This is a genomic window from Acinetobacter guillouiae, from assembly GCF_002370525.2.
In the GTDB taxonomy this organism is placed as follows: Bacteria; Pseudomonadota; Gammaproteobacteria; order Pseudomonadales; family Moraxellaceae; genus Acinetobacter; species Acinetobacter guillouiae.
Genome location: NZ_AP014630.1, coordinates 1,764,727 through 1,783,943, shown reverse-complemented (window position 1 = coordinate 1,783,943; position 19,217 = coordinate 1,764,727). Strand labels below are relative to the sequence as shown.

Annotated in this window: 9 protein-coding genes; 6 read left to right on the top strand and 3 right to left on the bottom strand. The window is 38.5% G+C overall.

Annotated features, from left to right (window positions below):
- Nucleotides 1-42 precede the first annotated feature (42 nt).
- From AS4_RS08105 to AS4_RS08095, 3 genes are all read right to left on the bottom strand, one after another.
- Nucleotides 43-291, bottom strand: coding sequence for a hypothetical protein (locus AS4_RS08105; protein WP_096733818.1), 249 nt, complete (start codon nt 289-291; stop codon nt 43-45).
- Nucleotides 292-330: 39 nt separating this feature from the next.
- Nucleotides 331-5,484 carry an RHS repeat-associated core domain-containing protein gene (locus AS4_RS08100; RefSeq protein WP_227548146.1) on the bottom strand — a complete coding sequence of 1,718 codons (5,154 nt, stop codon included), beginning with the start codon at nt 5,482-5,484 and terminating at the stop codon, nt 331-333.
- Nucleotides 5,485-5,552: 68 nt separating this feature from the next.
- Entirely contained in the window at nt 5,553-9,137 is a 3,585-nt protein-coding gene (locus AS4_RS08095; RefSeq protein ID WP_096733817.1) for a type VI secretion system Vgr family protein, read from the bottom strand.
- 702 nt (nt 9,138-9,839) lie between these two features.
- Here AS4_RS08095 and sbnA point away from each other — a divergent pair.
- The 6 genes from sbnA (at nt 9,840) to AS4_RS08065 (ending at nt 19,091) form a co-directional block, all read left to right on the top strand.
- The gene (gene sbnA, locus AS4_RS08090) at nt 9,840-10,844 is read left to right on the top strand and encodes a 2,3-diaminopropionate biosynthesis protein SbnA (RefSeq protein ID WP_056513005.1); all 1,005 of its coding nucleotides are present in this window, start codon (nt 9,840-9,842) and stop codon (nt 10,842-10,844) included.
- A 22-nt stretch (nt 10,845-10,866) separates the two neighbouring features.
- The gene (gene sbnB / locus AS4_RS08085) at nt 10,867-11,880 is read left to right on the top strand and encodes a 2,3-diaminopropionate biosynthesis protein SbnB (protein WP_004820581.1); all 1,014 of its coding nucleotides are present in this window, start codon (nt 10,867-10,869) and stop codon (nt 11,878-11,880) included.
- A gap of 71 nt (nt 11,881-11,951) precedes the next feature.
- Nucleotides 11,952-13,592, top strand: coding sequence for an IucA/IucC family protein (locus AS4_RS08080; RefSeq protein WP_096735497.1), 1,641 nt, complete (start codon nt 11,952-11,954; stop codon nt 13,590-13,592).
- A 3-nt stretch (nt 13,593-13,595) separates the two neighbouring features.
- On the top strand, nt 13,596-14,801 hold the full coding sequence (locus tag AS4_RS08075) for an MFS transporter (RefSeq protein ID WP_096733816.1): 1,206 nt from the start codon (nt 13,596-13,598) through the stop codon (nt 14,799-14,801).
- Nucleotides 14,798-18,325 carry an IucA/IucC family protein gene (locus tag AS4_RS08070; RefSeq protein ID WP_096733815.1) on the top strand — a complete coding sequence of 1,176 codons (3,528 nt, stop codon included), beginning with the start codon at nt 14,798-14,800 and terminating at the stop codon, nt 18,323-18,325. The genes AS4_RS08075 and AS4_RS08070 overlap by 4 nt, the downstream gene beginning before the upstream one ends.
- A complete protein-coding gene (locus tag AS4_RS08065) occupies nt 18,318-19,091 on the top strand; it encodes an HpcH/HpaI aldolase family protein (RefSeq protein WP_096733814.1) in 774 nt (257 codons plus the stop codon). The genes AS4_RS08070 and AS4_RS08065 overlap by 8 nt, the downstream gene beginning before the upstream one ends.
- Nucleotides 19,092-19,217 lie beyond the last annotated feature (126 nt).

Below are 19,217 nucleotides of genomic sequence, written 5' to 3'. Positions count from 1 at the left end.
ATATGTCAACTTTTAAAATAAAAAACTGAATAAATTAATTACTCATTTTTCAATATTTTCTCTTCCAATTTCACATATTCCTGCAATAAAACTTATGACTAATCCAATAGATAAAGAACAACCAACCAACCAATTTAAACTTTTCATTATCTCTTTATCGCTTGATTTGAAAAAAATTAAAAACAATGCTGTTATCACACTTATGATAATGGTTCTTAAAAAAAACGTTAGATAGGGTTTATTCTTAATTCTTAAAAAAGATGACAGCAAAGTAATAAAAAATTCTAACATCATGATTTCCTATGATTTTACATAAAATTACACTAATTTCTACTCTTTATCCTTCTGATTATTTTTCTTCCGCTCTTGGTCCTCTTTTTTATAACCTGCTGTAGAATTAGCACCTAATTTAATACCCCAACTTGCAGCTCCTGCAACTACACCTATCATAGCTTTTTCAGTTATAGCTATAGATTCATCCAATTTTTTCCCTACTTGCTTTGTGGCATCTCCTCCCGCACCTTTTACCATAGATCCTTTATAAACTCCAGCTGTAGCACTTGAAACTGCTGTAGTAAAAACAACTTTGTTTGTGTCTATTGGTGGTAAGCTAATACAATTACATTCATAGCTGCTCATTCCTGCAGGTAAGGCAATACCTGTTACAGTCGCTGTTGGGATAGCATTAGCGGCAATATATGTTCTAGTAGATGCTCCAACGCCTGTTAATAGATTAGTTGCTCCACCCGCTTTAAGAATAGCTGTCCTCCCTAATCCAGCTAAGTTAGTAAGCCCTAAAACCTGCCCTCCCATATAAGATTTTGAATCCTTATTAACACCATCATTAGTTCCCATTAAATCTCTTATTTTATTAGTAATTCCCATACTTGCAGTATCCCCCCATGCTGCTGCGACATCAACAACAGGTTGGGGTAATGTAGGTGGAATCCAAGAAGTATCTATTTTCTTTGGTATTAAAGGTATTTCCTGCCCATAACCTCTCGATTGCTGTTTATTTATTTCATTCATACTCTGAGCTGAAGCATTCCATGCTTCTTGTGTTTTTTTACTTTCATTCTGAATCTGCATCATCCTTTGTCTATTTTCAGCATCAATCTGGGCCTGCCTATCCATTTGTACATTCTTAGCGGCAGTTATTGAATCTGCTGGATATTTATGCTTCGAATCTTTAGTTCTAGAAAAACTACCATTACCATCCGTCCAAGCATAATCTGCCATCAACCCCATCGGATCCACCCACTGATTTGGATCACTAACATACTTAGTGCTATGTAAACCACCAAATAACCCAATTGGGTCTTTACTCACATACCTTGCACTATACGGTTCGTAATAACGATAACGATTATAGTGTAACCCTGTTTCTTTATCGTAATATTGACCCTGAAAACGGATATTACTTTGTTCCAATGGATTGTCTTGGTTTGTTGTATTAATTTCTAAAGCTGTGCCCCATGTATCCTGTTTGATTTCCCAAACACACTCGCCTAACTCATTACTCAAGGTTTGTGGAGTACCGACTTGGTCGCAGTGATAAAAGGCAACACGTTCTAATTCAGCTTTGTTTTTTCTGGTTTCTGTTTTCCATACAGGATCTTTATAAATCGAATAGGGTACGTTTTGAAATTGGCGATAGTCAGGTGTTTCTATCAGCTGAATAAAGCCAGCATAACCTGTCTGTAATAGTGGTACAAAGCTATTCGGTTCATAGACATAGTGTTTGGTATAGTCTTGCTGTTTTGATTGAGTTTGGTTTGCTTGATATGACTCCCAGACCATCTGATCACCATCCCAACCAAATAAGGTTATGCTATGGTCTGTTTGGTTATTCTTAAATAATCGGCGACCAAATACATCATAACCATAATCAGTAATTTGACCATTGTTGTCACTTTGAATCAGACGATTTAAGTTATCCCAAGTCAGTTTTAAAGTCTGACCGGCTTGGGTGGTTTCAATCACATTGCCCTGTGCATCATATTTATAATGTTTGCCTTGATACTGGCTAATCAAGTTATTTTTCACTTGCGCAGCTTGAGTGGCAATCGGATCAATCAAGTTCCCAGCAGGATCAAAACTAAAGCTTTCAGTCTTATATGGGTTTTGGCTTTTGATTAAACGTCCGATTGGATCATATTGGTAATTTAACTTTCCTAGACGACTATCATCGACTTGAGTCAGCAAATAGTTGTTATCATAGTGATAATGACGTTCTGTTTGAAATTGTACCCTATCCGTTGTTTCTTGCTCTGGGCGAATGATTTGTGAGCTAAGTAAGCCCACATCATTATAATTCTTAGTTTGCACTAACCCATTGGCCAGCAGTCGTGTGGTTTCACGATGTAAATCATCACGTTGGAATGCCACCATATCTTGTTGGTTAAAAGCAATACCATAAATATGCCCTGATCCATAACTTAGATTGGCTTGTACTTGTCCATCAGGACGAATGGTTTGAGTCAAATTCCCCAATTCATCGTATTCATAACGTAATACTGCTGTGAGTGGGTTTAGATTTGGTACTTTATAGTGTTGATGCTCACGTACCAATTGTCCAAGTTGATTGCGATAAAAATCAATTTGGCTTTCTATATTGGTCGCTTTGCTGAGTTGGTTATTTAAGTTGTATTCAAATTCTTCAACTTGACGATGTCGAGTTTGTAAATGGGTATAGGTTTTTGACGCGATCGAACCATCCGTATGATAGCCAAATTGGGTCAGAATATTTGGTTGGCGGATTTGAAATAAAAATCCATTGTCATGATATGTAAAGTGCTTTTCTTCACCATCAAAGGCTTGTTCACGCACCAATTGCCCAAAACGATTATAGTCAAATAGATATTCGGCATGGTTTTGATTGCTTAGTTTTTGAATTCGACCTTGTTTATCCCACTGGTAGCCGATTTGGTCTCTATTAGCATCGACCCGTTGTTCTAATAGCCCGACCTGATTGTATTTATATTGGGTAATTAAGCCTTTGCTATCGGTATGCTTAAGTAAACGTCCTTCTTCATCATGTTCAAATTGTTCTTTTAATCCATCAGGATAAATAATTGCTTGTAACTGCCCCCGGTCTTTACCTTGAGTACTATAGAGATACTGAACCTGTTGCGCATCTGCAGCAGCTTGTGCGGTCAGTGTACCGTCTTCATCATATTCCCAAGCACTACTTTTCCCTGAACAATCGGTATACGACACCATCTGTCCAAGATCATTATATTGAATTTTCTTTGAGCCGCCTTTGGCATCAACCACTTCAACCAATTGATTATCATTATTATATTTATATTGGGTAGTATGCCCTAAAGGATTAATGTCTTTGCTGACATTGCCATCAGCATCATATTGTTTTTTCCAGATATTGCCTTCTGGGTCTTTGGTTTCAGTCAGATTACCATTTTCATCATAGGCAAACAGGATAATGCCACCATTTGGCTGTACAATTTTCACCAATTGATCTTGATCGTTATAGACTTGCTCTGTTTCTAAGCCTGCAAAATCAATTTGACGCGTAATCCGTTTTTGACTATCTCGAGATATCCACTTTTCACGACCATCGGCTAAACGAGTACGATAGGTAAAACCGTCTAAATCAAAATAATAATAGGTTGGAACTTCATAAGCATCATAGACGGCCACTTGACGCAAACGTGGATGCCATTCTAAACGGGTTTTAAAACTACCATCATCTGCCCATTCCTCAATCGCTTTGGCTTTGGGTGCGGTAGATTCATATCGAATATTTTGCCCACGTCCAGTACGATCTGTATAACGGGTCAATTGATGGGCTTGGTTATATTCATAACTGCGTGTATGTCCATTTTGATCAATGGCTTTGATCAAATTGCCTTGTTGATCATATTCATAACGTGCCAATGCTTCTGTTTGTTCATCTACAAATGCCGCAATGACTTTGGCTTGTTCATTAAAAGCAAACTTGACTAAGTGTTTAGCGCGCTTCAATTGAAAATCAATCGCCTGTAAATAGGCAAATTGTTCAAATAATAAATAGGTCAGAACCACTTTTTCATCAGTCTGATCATTAAATTGTTGAACGAGGTGATAATGTTTTCCAGAATTAAAACTATGAAAATGGAAATTCCAGTCTGAACCAAAATTCAGCAATAAATCCCCATCGTCATGTGGTGCGACACTAAAGCCTTCAAAGGGTACCTGATATTTTTCATAGACGATCGAAGCAGGCAGTTGATGTTTACGTCCATTGCTGTCAATAAATAAATAACCATTTTGGTTTTGTATGATCACATTGGAAAATGGCATCATCCAACGTGCACCGATCATACTGTGGTCAAACTCATTCATTTGAGAGTTATATTGACGACTAAAGGCAAAACCAACTTTAGGCAAGTAAAAGTCTGAATGATTAACCCGTTCAGCGCCAATCGCATAACTGATACTTTTATCCGTTTTAGAACTTTGATCTTGAACTAAGGTCGCACAAATCGGATCATTTAAGGCATCCGGTTGTAAGGTGACAAACTCTAAAATATCACCATTGATATGCTGCTCATGTTCGCCTGTTTGGTTTAACGGCACACTGGCTGTGGCTTTTTTACCTTGAGTTTGGATGACTTTTAGGGTTTCTTGAATCAACCAAGCAAGGCTATATTGAGTTCCTGTATTGCTTTGTTGTTGAATCACTGTAGCAAGTTGTGGTGTGGCCTTAAGCACTTCTTCTGTTAATCGTGTTGCGATATTCGGTATCATCTTTGCCGTCATATCAGCTTGTGCAGGTGTACCCAACAAATCAATCAATGGCTGTGCCCAGTTGCTAAACTGTTTGCTGGGATCACGTTTTTCAGCTGTGGCTCCCGCTGAAGCAACGCTGGGTAATCCAGCTACAGCACTGCTGCTAAAAGCTTGGAGAATTGAAGTCCCTAATGTCGTTGCACTAGACAATAAACCTGATAATTTAGCTTGTGTTTCTTGTAGGAATTTTTCTAAATCGCCGGCCATCTGCGCATTTAAGTGTAGCTGCATACGTCGTAAATCAGCTTCTTTGATTTTGCCATTGGCTGGGTATAAACATTCGGCCATTAAACCCAGCATTGGACGTAAAGCCATACGCACATGTGCTTCTGTATTCGGTTGTAAAAATAAACCGATTAAGTTCATGCTTAACAATGCCGATTGTTGTACGCCTGCCTCAGCTTGTTTGGGTTCAGTGGCAAATAAAATAAGGTCTAAAACACTGCCGGATAATGCAAAGATATTGGCGACTGTCGGTACATTGGCGCTTGCTTTGATCTGTTCTAGGCTGGTGTTTCCACAAGCTTGTAAATAGTTTTGGATTTGATGGGCGATAAACTTATGGTCTTCTGTATGCGTTAGGCTGGCCAAATTAAATACCGCCAACTCTACCGCTGGCTTGGTCTCTTTAGCGGTTGGTTGTTGCTGTGTATTTGACCCTGCGGTCTGATTTTTACTGTCTATAAATGCCATAAGCTTAACCTTAATACGTTCTAATTTTTAATTTAATTTCAATCAATTAAAATTCAAAAAATGTTCAATTATTTATTTCGCGCGTTATATACATCTGGTGGTTCAGCAGTCGTTTTTCGCACAGTCACTTGTTTGGTGACATAACGAGACTCTTCCAAATCCATCCGTACCACATCCTTATCCATATCATAAATCGACTGCGGTTTTTTCACTTCAACAGGTGCTGTCGCTTGTGGAGTCTGTTGAGTCAAAATTGGCGCAGGCTGACTGATTTGTTGAGGAATGTTTTGTGGGATCGTGGGTGCAGATGCATCACCTTTTCGAGTGGTAATGCTATAGGTTAAGAAACGAGAGAAATATTCATCTTTTTTAATAAAATCATCCATCACTTTCACAGGGGCATCTAACCCATTTTGAGCAGCGCCAAATGACTCTGCAACAAAACCTTGCCCCAGTGACGACCCAAATCCTGTTCCAGCAGTTATATTAGAAACTAAACCGCTGGTCTGTTGAGCAAACAATGCTGAGGCTTGGTCTTTAAAGAAATCGATGCCTTGATCTTTAATGTTTTGCAGGGATTGACTTGGATTGGCAATCATCTGTCCCACATTCATCATCTGTGACGGAGATAAATTTAAATTCAATGCTGAAGAGACTGAACCTAATGCACTTTGAGTAAATTGTTCTTTAAATTGTCCCAAGCTTTGTGTGCCTAAGTCTTTTAAAGCGTTTTTGCCCATATCTTTCAATGAGTCAGCATTCAAAGAGAATAAATTGTTTTTGAGTTGAGACATCATATTTTGCCCCACTGAATTTAAAGCATTTTGTGCAAAGCTTGTGGCACCACCGACCACTTCTTCTGACCAAGTATAATCACGGTTAAAATGACTTGCTTTATCCCATGCACTTCGTGGATCAGTTTCAAATTCAACTTTGGCAGGGCCAGGTGCAATACCTGTCACTTGGGCAAAGCCATTGCCATCCAGCTTGCCAGACACTTGCTTGCCAAATGAATCAATCACTTTAAAGCCGGTTTGTTTAAAGAAGTCTTGCCCACCATAGCTTTTTAATAAGTCGAGTGCGCCTTTAAGTGGATTCGATGGCGGCAGTTGTGCTGATTTACTCACACTGGCACCCGGCTTAAATGTGTGCTGCCCTGCATTGACCTCAAATTTCCCACCTGTTTTGGGGAAAATCCCTGAGCCATTTAGGGCAATCTGTGATGAACCACCAGTAATCAACACTTCTTTTGGACTACTGATTTCTATCCGATCTTCTGTAGATGAGATGGTAATCCCCAGTTTGGCAAATACATCTAAAGCGTCTGACTGTGCTTGAATTTCAACTTTACTTTGCGCGGCAATGGCTTTAATACCACCTTGTGCAGCAAATAGGCTCACTTTGCCTAAAGCTTGTCCCAAAAGATTCTTTTGGGTACTGAGGTTAATACTATCGCCCGCAGTATGGCTAATGATGCCTGTTGCTGAAAAATGGATATCTTCAGGGGTACTTAAGGCAATCCCATCAACAGAACTGAGTAACATGATGGCTTTTTTATACTTGGCAACATCTTTTTCAATTTCTTCGGCAAAAGCTTTGAGTTGCTCAATTGATTCTATTTCATCAGTCTTTTGATTCTTGGCAATATCACTTAAAGCTTTACTGTTGGTCTGACTGCCTTCAAGTTGCTTTTTGGCAAACTCTGAATCAAGGTGATCACCTTTGGCTTGGTCTTGTTTATAAGTCGAAAGTAGTAAACCTTGCCCTGCACGTACTGCTCCCCATTGGTCAGTTCTCAGCTCAAAGCCTTCACCACGATCATCACTTTCCGCTTTGTCTTTAGGATGACTCAGTTTGCCCAAGTTAAGTTGGCTGGCGGCATGACTACTTTGTAACTGGCTGCTGATTTGGCCAGTAGTATCGTCAAACCTTAGCTGATTGTAGCCACTACCTTGATACTCTCGACTTTTGATTCCTGCCAGTTTCTTGGTGTCAGGCAGTTTGCCTTTGTCATCAAACTTGCTTGGATGACGTTGCGCTTCATGGATACGCCCAACCACAAATGGACGGTCAATGTTGCCATCAAAGAAATCAATCACAACAATCTCACCGATTCTCGGTAAGAATCGCGCCCCATAGCCTTCACCTGCCCATGGGGTCAGGACATCGACCCAAGCTGAATCTGTGTCATTGTCATTAGAACCCGCACCGCCATCATGGGTATTGTCTTCATTACGGCTAAACAGGAAGCGAACTTTAATACGTCCCCATTCATCAACATGAATTTCTTCTCCGCTTGGCCCCACTACTTTGGCCCGTTGTGGTGATGCCATCGGTCGGTGTTGTAATGGGTTATAGGCTGGAACTGTACTGATGTTACGACGTTGAATGGTTAAATTACTGGCTTGACGTTCATCACTCGTGTTGCTGGTGATTTGGGTGGCTTGCCAATTGCTTTGTTGAACTAAAGCGGTGACTTGATCAGTGAGATCTTTAGGTAAGTTATTTTGGTTATAAAAGCTTTTAGCCGTGATTAAAAATTCTTTGTCTGCACCTGAGTGTTGATCTATCTCAGGGTGTTCATTCAGTTCAAACCAATAACCAACATGTGCATCGCGCACAGTTGACGTTGCTGTAAATTGTTTGGCTTGTGAATCGTAGTAGTTGCTGAGGTTTTGGTTAAACTTTTCAATCTGACTGTTGCCCGATGGCGTTGCACCATCTTCACCATTAAGGTCTTGAATCCATGCAGGGCTAAAGTGCCATGCTTGTTCTAAAGCGAGACTGGCATTGTCATAATTTTCACTATGGCTGTGTTTACTTTGGACACTACCAGCGCCTTCATCAATATCCAATACATCAGCTTGCCAACGTTGGATATGCACTGAAGTCGGTTGAATGGAACGCTGACCAATAAAATTGGTGATTGAATCAGTTTTTTCTACGGCGCTACTTCTATGGAAGCGAATATTGCGGCGTTCTAAGGCACTAAATTGCGAATTATCATCAATTAAACGAAGCTTTTGTGCTTGGATTTGTTCTGTTGAACTCGACACTTTAAGCTGTGCTTCATCAATCAGCCAGTTAATCCCTTCACTTCTCATCAAACGGGTCAGGAAGTCAAAGTCACTTTCAGATGCCTGCATAATGAATGGGCGTACATCATAGTCTTTGCTCAGTCCACTCTTATCTAAACTCAGACTTGAGGCAAACAACGGACTGCGTTGTGTCCATTCTTGGAACACGGTCTGGATCACATCCACAACCGACTTATTCATAAATACTCGAGAGTTTCTACGGTGTTTCCAAAGTGCTGTTGGGTCTTCTACAGTCAAACGATAGATGGTAAGAGAACCATCAGATGCGCCAATATCAGCTTGGGTCACAATCCCTGAAATACGGGTTAATTCGGATTTATCTGTGACAATATCAATTGCAGCTTGAGTTCCAATAAAGCTTTTTAAAGGGATAGTTGCTGACGTTGCAAGACAGATGAGTTGGAGCCGAACACCCTCATTGATTTGATGTGTTCCATCGATACGTTGTAGGAACACCTGTTGGCTCAAAGCCGAATTAGAAAATTGTACGTGAATCGCACGTTTTTGTGCTGATAAGCCAAGCTGCTCCAAAGCAGCATAAATATTGTTAGACATGCGTTATTATTTAATTCTAAATTGTGATCAATTGTACTAAAAAATTTAGGGCTTTGTCTATACAGACTAGTCTATCTTGTGGTTAATATTTAAGCAAAACTGCATCTATTTTTATTATAACTCATATAAAAGATAAAAATTTCTCATTGTTTTATCAAATATTTATTTAAAAATACGCTCCTGCTTAAAACACGATTATCACACTGAGCTGATGTTTGACTCTCTTTATTTCGATTTGGTCGATTGGCATAATGTGTTTTAAACAGTATGAGTAAACTAAACAGCTTTGAACTGAGCTTATGCCACTACAATCTGCAAAAGTCCTAGAAATAGATCCCCTCTTTTTAAAGAATTCATCATAAATATGAATCACGATTTTCTATTATGATTTTTGGTCTCTATGGTTTTATAGCGGCAATTCTCTTTAATAAAAATAAATGTGATAGCGATCTGCTTTATAAATTTTTTCTAGTGATTGATTAACAATTTTAATCAAATGGTCATCTAATCTCACTATAATTTAAGCCAATAATTAAATATAAACCATATTTATCAAAAACTTATAAAACAATATCATTACTTACTCTCACAGTTTACTCTTCAATAAAATTACAAAACACAACAAATTTCACGTAAATTTTAATAATAACAAAACCAATAATGATTATCATTTGCAACAGATAAAACCAGAGAATTCTAACGATGATCCATAACAATATTCTCGATTGCATAGGTAAAACTCCTTTAATCAGACTCTCAAGGATGTTTACCGATCAATCCATCACCGTTGTCGCAAAAATGGAGTTACTCAATCCAGGTGGAAGTATCAAAGATCGACCTGCATTGTATATGTTACAAGAGGGGCTTAAATCTGGCCTCATTCATAAAGATAGCCACATTGTTGAAAGTTCATCGGGAAATCTAGCAATTGCACTTGCTATGGCATGCAAAATTTACGGCCTAAAATTCACTGCCGTGATTGACCCCAAAATTGCTTCAGCCAACTTACAAATGTTGAAGCTCTATAAAGCCAATATCGAAATGGTCTCTGAAAAAGATCAAAACGGCGGTTATTTAAAAACAAGAATCGATACAGTACAACGACTTTGCCGCCAATTGCCCAATGCTGTTTGGATCAACCAATATGCAAATCCCAACAATTGGAAAAGCCACTATTATGGTGAAGCGGAAGAGATCATAAATCAAATCGATCGCAGTATTGATTACTTGGTTGTTGGTGCAAGTACTTCTGGAACAATCATGGGCGTATCTCGTCGCTTAAAAGAAAAATTCCCACATTTAAAAGTTATTGCAGTCGATATCGTCGGTTCTGTTCTCTTTGGTGGTCACTCAGGCCCACGTGAAATTCCGGGTATCGGCGCAAGTACCGTTCCTGCCCTACTCTCCCCAGATGAAATAGATGATGTCATCTATGTTGATGATTATGAGTCAGCTTTAGGTTGCCGAGAACTCCTCGAGCATGAAGGCATTTTTGCGGGTGGATCTAGCGGCTCATCTATTTCAGCAATAAAAAAACTTATCCCGACCATCCCGTCTGGATCATGCGTTTTAACCCTTTTAGCAGATAGAGGCGATCGTTATTTAGATTTAGTTTATGACGAAGAATGGTTCGAAATGATCAAGAGAAGACATTTCAATAAAAATCATCTCAATCAAGAAAATTTTAATTTGCAATCCGTTGTTTAACTCCACTTTTTAGGAAATATTTATGAGTAATTTGGCTAGCCTTCGTTACCTTAGTCAATCAGATTTACTCCATCTTGGTGCAAATCACAGTAATTCGTTTATCGAAGCAATTACTGAAGGCCTCACACTTCACGCAAATAAACAGTTTGTACAACCCTTAAAACCCTATTTACGTTGGCAAGGTGCGGACCATATTGCAGACCGAATTATTGCCATGCCGTGTTATTTGGCTGGAAATGATCCTATTGCAGGGATCAAATGGATTGGTTCTCGCCAACATAATCCTAAGAAATTTAATATTCCTCGTGCCAGTGCCTTAATTGTTTTAAATGACGCTGAAACAAATTACCCCGTGGCAATCATGGAAGGCAGTTTAATTAGTGCGATGAGAACAGCGGCAATTACTGGTGTATCAATTCAATATCTCGCCAAAAAAGACTTCTCAGATATCAGCGTGATTGGTTGTGGTCCGATTGCCCAAATGCAAATCAAAACGGTCTTAGAACAATATCCACAAGTTAAAAAAATACATTTATTTGATCTAAACCCAGAAGCTGCAGAAAAACTTAAAGCATTATTTATTGGCGAATATCCAAATCTTCAAATCGAAATTCATGAAACTGCCAAGTCGGCGATCCAACAAGCAGATGTATTAATCACTTGCACAGTATCTGACAAACCTTATATCCCGTTTGAATGGCTTAAAAAAGGTTGCTTCGTTTCAAATATCTCAATCATGGATATTGAACCAGAAGTTTTCCTCAAAGTTGACAAAGTGATTGTGGATGACTGGGATCAATCCAATAGAGAAAAGAAAGTCATCAATGTGCTGGTTGAAGAAGGTTTATTTAGCCGTGAAAAACTACATGCTGAACTAGGTGACATCATTATTGGGCATAAAAATGGCCGTGAAAATGATGATGAAATCATTTTACTCAACCCAATGGGTATGGCGATCGACGATATTGTTTGTGCGAAATGGTTTTTCAATGCTGCACAAAAACAAAATATTGGCACAGTTTTGCCACTTTTATAATTATAGGAACAATGCACATGTTAGATCGGATTTACACAACACAACTTCAGAAAACTATAGATGCGCTCTATATGGAAAATTATGGTGAGTTCAGAAACCATATTGTCTATAAAAAGCCTTATCTTGTAATACATCTGAGTAGTGAGTTGGAACTATATTTCAACTGCTTAAAAGTAAATAGTGTAAATCCTTTCTATATCACAAATGCAGAAGTTTTACTTCATAACACGTTGAGTCAACAGACCACTGAGATCGCGATTGCTGACGTTTTCAATTATTTAACTCAATCCTCATGGTGGCCATCAATCAACCACCAAAAGGCCATTGCGTATTGGCATGATAATTTAGTTACTGCTGAAAAAATTCCTCAAATCTTACAATCCGCACTTTCTTTTTCTTCGCCACTCATAATGAGTGAACAACTTTCGCTTGTCGCTGACCGTGCATTTCATCCATTTGCACATGCAAAAGGTGAACTCAGTCCACTCATTACTCAAAAAGAAATTGAAGTGTATTGGTGGGCATTTAAAAAAGCAGATGTCATAAATAATATGGAATCCATTCCACATGATGAACTGGCTCTCTCTGCTGAGGAAAAAAATCTTATTATTGAAAAAATGCAGGCTCTCTCAAATGAATACCTTGCAATACCTGTACTTAAAACACAGCATGACTATTTAAGATTTCAAGAAAACAAATATCTAGGGATTGACCTCGGCCTCGCCACTGCAATTGGTTGCCCAACATCCTCGCTACGAACTTTAATCAATCACTTAAATTCAAATCAGCACTTAAAGCTCTCGACCAATGCCAAAACTTTGGGTGCTATTCGCTCTATGCCTGCTCGATATTTAGCCAACGGTCATGCGGCATATGATTTTCTCAATGATGTCATCGACAAAACACCATCATTAAGACATCAGCTCTTTTTAAGCAATGAAACCCATTGGTGGGTCTTGGGAAAACAAGAACCGCTGGTACAGAATTTAGGTGTTATCGGCTGTCAAGTGAGGCATTTACCTCATTTTTGCCAAGAAAAAAATATAGCACCAATTAGCATGTCTGCTTTAAGTTGTCCTTATATTGATCCATGGCAAGCTTTAGGTATAACAGGTGACAAATGGAACTTACTTAAAGATTTGAGTACCCATTTTATTCACACTTTTCTCACACTGTGGTCTTTTGGTGTTATGCCTGAGTGTCATGGTCAAAACACTCTTGTATGTTACCAAGACAATCAATTTAAATGCTTTATTCTGCGTGACCATGACACCTTAAGAATATGCACCCCTGCGATTCAGGACAGTGGTTTTGTTCCGCCAATCTATAAAATTGATACAAGTACACCAAACAATCTTATCTTTAATAAAAATGAGGATTTATTTAATTATTTTATAACCCTCGGGATACAAATCAACCTATACCCTATCGCATTAGCAACATTGAAATATACCGATCATACTGAAATTGATTTCTGGGAAATGATCCAAGCGATTATTGTCAACTTTATAGAAACTGCCGCGCTTTCTGAACAATCGAAAAACTGTATTCAAAAATATGTTTTTGAAAGTAGCCATTGGCCATTCAAACAATTACTCACCCCTTTATTAGCACAACAAGGTGATTCAACAGGGATGCCAAGTAAAATTGGTATGACGTCAAATCCCTACCATGCTTTATTTCAATCTAGCTATGAGACCATGGATATCTAAATCATGCGTTCCTCTCGCCTAGATCATTTGATTATTTTACTGTGTCAATTTTTTTCAACTTTTGGCCTGATGGTCTTAATACCGATCATGCCGTTATATATGGAAAAATTGACAGCGCAAATGGCAACACCCGCCATTTGGGCAGGTATAGCGCTATCAGCACCAGCTCTAGGGAGTCTATTTACAGCCCCCCTTATTGGTCATCTATCAGATACATTTGGGCATAAAAAAGCACTGATACTTTCCTTGGCTGGTTTCTGTATTTCTATACTTTTAATGGCGGGAGCACAGCATCTATTTGTGTTTATTTTTGCCCGTATTCTATTAGGATTTTGCGGTCTATCCGTGATTCTTTATGCCTATACCTCTTACTTGTCTAGCGAGCGACAAAGAGGTCTTGCTTTTGGACAGCTCCAAAGCAGTGTCGCACTGGCCTGTCTATGTGGTCCGGTACTCGGGGGCATATTTATGGATCATTGGAAAGTTGAAACCTTACTCAATGCCACAGCATATATTGTCATCGTTTTAATCTTAGTTGCTGCCATTTTATTGAGCCAACCTGTACAGACATCTGTCACTGAACTCAATAAAAAACCATCAACATTGCAATCCCTTGATCGAACAATTTTTTCTTGGCTCAGTGCGGGAACCTTTGTCCAAGCTGGCGGGTTCGGTTTAGTGTCCTGTTTTATCTTATATATCAGTGAAATCAGTCGAAATATAACTACCCCCTTATCTATTGCGAGTTTAACAGGAACAATCCACGCACTTTCATGGGGCGCTGCATTTTTTGCTGCAACCTATTGGGGGAAACGTAACGATGCGAGAGGCGATTCATTTCATAATTTTGTCAGTGCAACGCTGATCTGTGGAATCACGGTTCTGGCTTTGACATGGACCACTAATATTTGGTTAGTGCTGCTCTTAAGACTTATACAAGGTTTCTGTTTCGCTGCGCTTATTCCCTCTATTTTTCATACGATTTCTTTAAAAACAGATGCAAGAAATCAAGGAAAAGTGATTGGTATTTCAAATAGTGCCTTTGTTCTCGGTCAACTGTTTGGGCCGATTGCGGTCACCCTCACATACTCATTTTTCAATATCACTGCCGCGTTAATTTGCACCGCCTTATTTTTTATTGGTGCTGGATTAATCGTGACTTTAAACAAATTTTTAACCAATACAATTTTAGAAGAGGTACAAGAATGAACCCGATCATTACCACCGATGCATGGTCTTACAAGCTTTTTGAACAATACTTGAATACTTTTTTTCGTGAACTTCAAGTTCAACTCGAACAGCATATTCTCTCAGAACAGGATTCACCTTTAGCAATACATGACGCAAATAATTCACCCTATTTTTCATATCCATTTACTGCATCTAACTCAATCATCTATGGTGCGATACAGCATTTCTCAAGCACAGGTTATCATCGTTACCAGCGCTCTTTTTGTGTATTCAATACTGTAGATAAGACTGTCACAAGTCTGACTGATCCTAAAGTGTTGGTTAAAATGATAACCGATGAGTTAAAGTTAAATCAGCGATTTAAAGATAAAAAGCAAAATCAGAATCTCTATGCAGAAATCGCAAACAGTATCGAAAATACCAAATTCTTTTTAGAAAACAGCAAAGATCAATTAAAACCTAAACTGGCCTCTAGTTTTCAATCTGCTGAACAAGGCATGTTATATGGACATCCATTTCATGTGACCTCAAAAGCCAATCTAGGCTTTTCTAAAGAGGATATGAAAAAGTATAGCCCAGAGCTAGGCGCGACGTTTCAGTTACACTACTTCGCAGTGCATTCATCCTTAATCCAAAAACTTGTCAGCGATAACAATGTTGATCAACTGATTGAAGAAGACGTTTTGAAGCATGCACGACAGCGCCTCAAAGATGACTTCGAAAATTATGAACTTTTGCCTACACATCCGTGGCAAGCAAACTTTTTACTCCTACATCCTTCCTTAAAACGCTATTTAGAAAATCATGAGGTTCGATATTTAGGTGCTTTAGGACAAACCGTTTGGCCTACATCTTCAGTACGAACCGTTTGGTTACCGCAATCCAATATTTTTTTAAAACTCTCCATTGATGTGCGTATTACCAGTTTTATTCGTAACAACCCTATGGATGAAATGGAAAGAGCGATTGATGCCAGTAAAATTATTCTTAAGCATCAGATCAATCAACACTATAAAAATATGCTCATTCTTCCAGAGCTTACAGCCAAAACTGTCAAAATCCCTGAGTTAGAAAGTTCTTTTGGCATTATATATCGCGCAGGATTAGCGACAGAAACGCTTGAAAATACTCGAATGCTAGGTGGTTTAGTCGAAGAAAATGAGCATCATCAGATCCCCTTAATGGCGTTTATTGATCAGGCCGCACAAGCCCAAGGACTTCCAAATAGTCAATCAAAAGCCTTTCTTGCTGATTGGTGGAAACAATATATTCAAGTTTCCTTGGTTCCACTGATTGAATTATATGCAAATAAAGGGATTAGTGTTGAAGCCCATATGCAAAACAGTTTGATGGAATTTAAACAAGGCTTCCCTGCTCGACTGATTATTCGTGATATGGAAGGGATTAGTGTGGTTTCTGAGATGCTCAATGATCATTCCTCAGTCTCTGAAGATAGCACTGTTTGGTTTTCTCAAAAGGATGCATGGATTTTTCTGCAATATTATTTAGTCATCAATCATATTGCGCATCTGATTAGTGCGATATCAAGAGTAAGCATTATTGAAGAAAGTGAACTTTGGCAAACCACCAGACAAACCCTGATCGATGAAAACTTCTCAGATAAAGCACAGCACTACTGCAACCTTTTGCTTAACTCTCTCACTTTACCTATTAAGGCAAATATGATGAACACCTTATATCACAGTGGTGGTAACCCGATTTGGATTGATATTGAAAATCCGATTTATAAATACAGAGGCGCTCAAACACTGACCCCACTTCAAGCTACGCAACAAGTTGATTATAAAGTCCAAGCGGAAAGACGTGTCATCGGGCAATTATTAGAAGCATTAATCTTTGAAAATGCCTTTAACTACGAAAAATCAAATGGGCAAATTAAATTCTTTATTTCAGATGATCTTTTTTATAGCTGCGACGCTAAACAACATTTTAGTTTTAACCGAATTAAATTAAATCCATCGAGTTTAGTCCGTTATGATGCCGTTCAAAAGTCATCAAGCAGTCCAAATTTAAAAGCATTATTGGCTGATTTAAAACATATCATTGATGCAGATCCAATCAAATGGCAAAGCTTTAATGATGAGCTCAATCTTACCTATGTCAAACATGCACAAACACTGGGTCTATCACCCAACCAACCATTAAGAACACTGTCATATATTGAGCAAGAAGCCCGTATAAACAACGCACATCTCTATCATCCAAGTTTTAAATCTAGAATAGGCTTTGATCTTAAGGAAAATCAAAAATACTCACCTGAATTATCACAAGGATTCTCTGTACAATGGGCTGCTACTCATAAAAGCTTATGCAAATTGGTTTTGAGTGAAACGATCAACTTAAATCAACTGTATAAACAGCATTTTTCAGACAAAGACCTTCACGCAATCCGTGAGGAATTGACAGCGCATCAAGTTGATTTCAATGATTATATTCTTAGCCCCATTCATCCTTGGCAATGGGATAAAATTATTGAATTGTATTATCAAGATGCAATCAGCAATCAACTGATCATTCCATTGAAAATCGCTGGACCTACTTATTTACCGCAACAATCAATCCGAACATTATCAAACATCACGGATATTTCAGCGTTATCACTAAAATTAGCGATGAATTTAGTTAACACGTCGACCTCACGTGTTTTAGCACCACATACTGTGCAAAATGCTGCAAAAATGAGTGACTGGCTGTATAAAATCGTTGAGCAAGACCATATTTTAGAAAAACAACGTAAACCTGTTATTTTAAGAGAGATTGCTGGGCTTTCTATCAATCAGCCGATCGCCTTAGCTGTTCAATATGGCGCACTGGCCTGTATTTGGCGTGAAAGTATTTATCATTATCTCAATGAAGGTGAATCAGCAACTCCGGTTACAGGTCTGATGCAACTTGATACTGACCAAAAACCGCTGATAGACCACTGGATCAGACAATACGGGATCGAGTTTTGGTTAGAGAAGTTATTAAAAAATGCCTACCTGCCAATTATGCATATTTTATGGTGTCACGGCTTAGCATTGGAATCTCATGCACAAAATATGGTGTTAATTCACAAAGATGGTCTACCTGTTAAAGCTGCTCTAAAAGATTTCCATGATGGTATTCGCTTTAGTCGTCATTTGTTAAGAAATCCAGAGCTATTACCCGAGTTACAAGACGCGCCTAAAGAACATGCCAAAATTAACCCGAATTCTTTTTTAGAAACACACGCAGCAAATGAGTTAAGAGATTTTACCCAAGATGCACTTTGGTTTGTCAATCTAGCGGAATTGGCCATATTTTTAAACACGCATTATGATTTTGATGAAATCAAATTTTGGACAATGTTAAGATCGATCATCAATCAACATAAAGAAAAGCATCCAGAATTTGCACAAAGATATGAATTATTTAACTTTACAGATGACACCATCGATATTGAACAACTTGCAAGTCGTCGCTTCCTACCAGAAATCCGATTAAGAGTACAAACCACCCCAAATCCGTTGAGTTTAATTAAGGAAATTGAATATGAATAAAACTTCAGTTCCCTTTAAAAAACGCATGGAAAATGGTGAGTCACTGTATGGCATATTCTGTTCTATTGCCTCGCCAATTCATGTGGAGCAATTGGGGCTGGCTGGTTATGACTTTATTATTATTGACTTGGAACATACTTTATTTAGTTCATCCCAAGTTGAAAGCATGATTTTAGCCGCTAGAGCCATGCAGCTTGATGTATTGGTTCGAGTTCCCTTAACCGCCAATCACTTGATCTTACCTTTACTCGATGCTGGCGTGACTGGAATTGTATTACCACGTATAGAAAATGCACAACAAGCCCAAGAAGCTGTGAATTATTGCCACTACATGCCCCTAGGACAAAGGGGCTTAAATTCAACTCGGTTAAATCGCTATGGCATGCAGAGCTTAACGGATTTTGTGCAACACGCACACAAAGAAACAGTTGTCGTCGCAATGATTGAAAGTTTAGCTGGTGTAGCAAATATCGATGAAATTTTAGCTATTGATGGGATCGATATTATTCTTGAAGGTGCGGCAGATCTTTCTCAGTCTATAGGCGTTCCTTGGGAAACGCGCCATCCGCAAGTTCAAGCAAAGATCCAAGAGATATATAGCAAAACTCAACAACAGGGTAAATATTTCTGCGCAATTCCGCGCCAGCCTGAAGATATTGCATTGTGGAAGCACCAGTCTGTAAAACTTTTTGTGCTCGGTGATGATCGCAGTATTACCCGTCGAGCACATCAGTTTCATATTGATTCATATAAAGAAATTGTATAGATCTCTAAACCTTGAGTGGTGTATCAGCTATTCCATTCAATTAAATTTAAGCTGAATATAAATGTTTTATTGTTTGTTTATTTGTTACTGTGAATTACAATCATTCTCAATTATACTTTCGTCAAT